Raw genomic sequence first — 3,522 nt, 5'->3', positions numbered from 1 at the left:
TGACACACCGCTATCGCGAGCAAGCTCGCTCCCACAAAAAGCACTGCGCAAGGCCTAGCATATGCCCACCGCCCTTTACCGCCTTATCCTCGCCCTGGTGCTGCTGTTGCCACTGGAGGCCCACGCCGGTGACGCCGAAGACTTCGTCGCCGCCAACCCGACCCAGCAGGCCAAACTCCTGGAAACCTGGGCCGCGCAGCCGGAGCCTGCCCGTGTCGAACTGATCAACGCCCTGCAACAAGGCCAATTGATCGTCGACGGCCAGCCAAAAATCCTGCGCCTGAACAACCGCTTGCGCGGGCTGATCGAAACCGCCCTCGCCAGCCATCAACTGCTCGCCGTCGATGCCCGCGTACGCCTGGCCGCCGCGCAGCAACTGCAAAAAACTGCCCGCCCGGCGCAACTGGCGTTTCTTGATCGGCAACTGGCCGGTGAGCAGGACGAAGACGTACACGCCGCCCTGAGCCTGGCCCTGGCGAACCTGCAACTGGTGGACACCAACCCGAATGTGCGCCTGGCCGCCGTCCGGCTGCTGGGGGAAACCGGCGATCCACTGGCCCGTACCCGCCTGGAAGGCCTGCTCGAACCCGGCATCGAAACCGATGCCGCCGTGCGCACCGCCGCTGAAACCAGCCTGGGCCAGGTCAAGCGCAAACTCCTGGTGGGCGAGTTGCTGGGCCAGGCCTTCAGCGGTATGTCCCTGGGCTCGATCCTGCTGCTCGCCGCCCTCGGCCTGGCGATTACCTTCGGCCTGCTGGGGGTGATCAACATGGCCCACGGCGAGATGCTCATGCTGGGCGCCTATTCCACTTATGTGGTGCAGTTGCTGTTCCAGCGCTTCGCCCCGAACGCCATCGAGTTCTATCCGCTGATCGCCCTGCCGGTGGCATTTTTCATCACCGCGGCCATCGGCATGGCCCTGGAGCGTACGGTGATTCGCCACCTCTACGGGCGGCCGCTGGAAACCCTGCTCGCCACCTGGGGTATCAGCCTGATGCTGATCCAACTGGTGCGCCTGGTGTTCGGTGCGCAGAACGTCGAAGTCGCCAACCCGGCCTGGCTCTCGGGCGGGATCCAGGTGTTGCCGAACCTGGTGCTGCCGTACAACCGCATCGTGATCATCGCCTTCGCCTTGTTCGTGGTGGTGCTGACCTGGCTGCTGCTGAACAAGACGCGCCTGGGCCTGAACGTGCGCGCGGTGACCCAGAACCGCAACATGGCCGCCTGCTGCGGCGTGCCCACCGGCCGCGTCGACATGCTCGCCTTCGGCCTCGGCTCGGGCATCGCCGGGCTCGGAGGCGTGGCCCTGAGCCAGATCGGCAACGTCGGCCCGGACCTGGGCCAGAGCTACATCATCGACTCGTTCCTGGTGGTGGTGCTCGGTGGTGTCGGCCAGTTGGCCGGCAGTGTGTTCGCCGCCTTCGGCCTGGGTATCGCCAACAAGATCCTCGAACCGCAGATCGGCGCCGTGCTGGGCAAGATCCTGATCCTCGCGCTGATCATTCTGTTCATCCAGAAGCGTCCGCAAGGCCTCTTCGCGCTCAAAGGACGGGTAATCGACTGATGAACCAGCCCCTGATGCTCACGGCCACGCAAAAGGCCGGTCCCAAAGTCACCCTCGCCGTCGGCACGCTGATCCTCGCCGTGTTGCTGAGCCTGCCGTTGCTGTCGCTGCTGGCGGCGGACAATCCGCTGCACGTGTCGGCCTACACCCTGACCCTGGTGGGCAAGATTCTCTGCTACGCCATCGTCGCCCTGGCACTGGACCTGGTCTGGGGCTACGCCGGCTTGCTCTCCCTGGGCCACGGCCTGTTCTTCGCCCTGGGCGGCTACGCCATGGGCATGTACTTGATGCGCCAGGCCGCCGGGGATGGCTTGCCGGCGTTCATGACCTTCCTGTCGTGGACCGAGTTGCCTTGGTACTGGGCCGGCACCGACAGTTTCCTCTGGGCGATGTGCCTGGTGGTGCTGGCGCCGGGGTTGCTGGCCCTGGTGTTCGGCTTCTTCGCCTTCCGCTCGCGGATCAAGGGCGTGTATTTCTCGATCATGACCCAGGCCCTGACCTTCGCCGGAATGCTCCTGTTTTTCCGCAACGAAACCGGATTTGGCGGCAACAACGGCTTCACCAATTTCCGCTCGATCCTGGGCTTCGGCATCACCGAGCCAGGCACCCGGGCGGTGCTGTTTTTCGCCACGGTGTTGCTGCTGGTGGCGAGCCTGTTCATCGGCTGGCGCCTGGCCCGCAGCAAGTTCGGCCGGGTACTGACCGCCCTGCGGGACGCAGAAAACCGCCTGATGTTCTGCGGCTACGATCCCCGTGGTTTCAAGCTGTTCGTCTGGGTGTTGAGCGCGGTGTTGTGCGGCCTGGCCGGGGCGTTGTACGTGCCGCAGGTGGGCATCATCAACCCCAGCGAAATGTCGCCGACCAACTCCATCGAGGCCGCCGTGTGGGTCGCCCTTGGCGGGCGCGGCACGTTGATCGGGCCGTTGCTGGGCGCCGGGGTCGTGAACGGCATGAAGAGCTGGTTCACCGTGGCGTTTCCTGAATATTGGCTGTTCTTCCTCGGCGCCCTGTTCATCGTCGTGACCCTGTATCTGCCCAAGGGTGTGATCGGGTTGCTGAAGAAAAGGAGCGAATGATGCGAATCACACCTACGGCGGACTTCATGCTCGAACCCATCCTGGAGCCCAACAAGGACCAAGGCAGCAGCCGCGACGCCATCGGCCTCGGCCAGGCAGCCGGCGTGGGCCTGAACACCCGCCACGGCACCATCCTGACCCTGGAAGACATCAGCGTCAGCTTCGATGGCTTCAAGGCCTTGAACGATTTGAACCTGTACATCGGCGTCGGCGAGTTGCGCTGCATCATCGGCCCCAACGGCGCCGGCAAGACCACGCTGATGGACGTGATCACCGGCAAGACCCGCCCCAGCCACGGCAAGGCCTGGTTCGGCGAGACCCTGGACCTGACGAGCATGAGCGAGGTGCAGATCGCCCAGGCCGGCATCGGGCGCAAGTTCCAGAAGCCCACGGTGTTCGAAGCCCTGAGCGTGTTCGAGAACCTGGAGCTGGCGCTCAAGACCGACAAATCGGTGTGGGCCAGCCTGCGGGCAAGACTCACTGGCGAGCAGCACGACCGTATCGACGAAGTGCTCGAGACCATCCGCCTTGCCACGTCGGTCAACCGCGCTGCCGGGTTGCTGTCCCACGGGCAGAAGCAGTTCCTGGAGATCGGCATGCTGCTGGTGCAAGACCCGCAGTTGCTGTTGCTCGACGAACCGGTGGCGGGCATGACCGACGCCGAGACCGAGTTCACCGCCGAGCTGTTCAAGTCCCTGGCGGGCAAGCATTCGCTGATGGTGGTGGAACACGACATGGGCTTCGTCGGCGCGATCGCCGACCACGTCACCGTCCTGCACCAGGGCAGCGTGTTGGCCGAAGGGTCGCTGGAACAGGTGCAGGACAATGAGCGGGTGATCGAGGTGTATCTCGGTCGCTGATCGCTTTTATGTGGGAGCGAGC

At 64.6% G+C, this 3,522-nt stretch carries 3 protein-coding genes; all 3 read left to right on the top strand.

Features of this window, described 5'->3' with window-relative positions; genetic code table 11:
- Nucleotides 1–61: 61 nt before the first annotated feature.
- Genes urtB through urtD form a run of 3 tightly spaced genes read left to right on the top strand, consistent with a single transcriptional unit; the run spans nt 62 to nt 3,500 of the window.
- Nucleotides 62–1,564 (top strand): urea ABC transporter permease subunit UrtB, encoded by a 1,503-nt coding sequence (gene urtB, locus J4E53_RS30130; protein ID WP_103309828.1) that lies wholly within the window; start codon nt 62–64, stop codon nt 1,562–1,564.
- Nucleotides 1,564–2,640, top strand: coding sequence for an urea ABC transporter permease subunit UrtC (gene urtC, locus J4E53_RS30125; RefSeq protein WP_103309830.1), 1,077 nt, complete (start codon nt 1,564–1,566; stop codon nt 2,638–2,640). The genes urtB and urtC overlap by 1 nt, the downstream gene beginning before the upstream one ends.
- Nucleotides 2,640–3,500 (top strand): urea ABC transporter ATP-binding protein UrtD, encoded by an 861-nt coding sequence (gene urtD / locus J4E53_RS30120; RefSeq protein WP_092204811.1) that lies wholly within the window; start codon nt 2,640–2,642, stop codon nt 3,498–3,500. Before urtC ends, urtD begins: the two co-directional genes overlap by 1 nt.
- Nucleotides 3,501–3,522: the final 22 nt, after the last annotated feature.

The sequence above is a fragment of the Pseudomonas sp. FW305-28 genome (genome assembly GCF_017351395.1).
Classification (GTDB): Bacteria; Pseudomonadota; Gammaproteobacteria; order Pseudomonadales; family Pseudomonadaceae; genus Aquipseudomonas; species Aquipseudomonas fluorescens_AA.
Note: the sequence above shows the minus strand (reverse complement) of the source record. Positions and strands in the feature narration are given on the sequence as shown.

What these genes read in the sequence shown, in the direction of transcription:
- urtD (WP_092204811.1), top strand. Translation starts at nt 2,640, where the DNA reads ATGCGAATCACACCTACGGCGGACTTCATGCTCGAACCCATCCTGGAG.
- urtC (WP_103309830.1), top strand. Translation starts at nt 1,564, where the DNA reads ATGAACCAGCCCCTGATGCTCACGGCCACGCAAAAGGCCGGTCCCAAA.
- urtB (WP_103309828.1), top strand. Translation starts at nt 62, where the DNA reads ATGCCCACCGCCCTTTACCGCCTTATCCTCGCCCTGGTGCTGCTGTTG.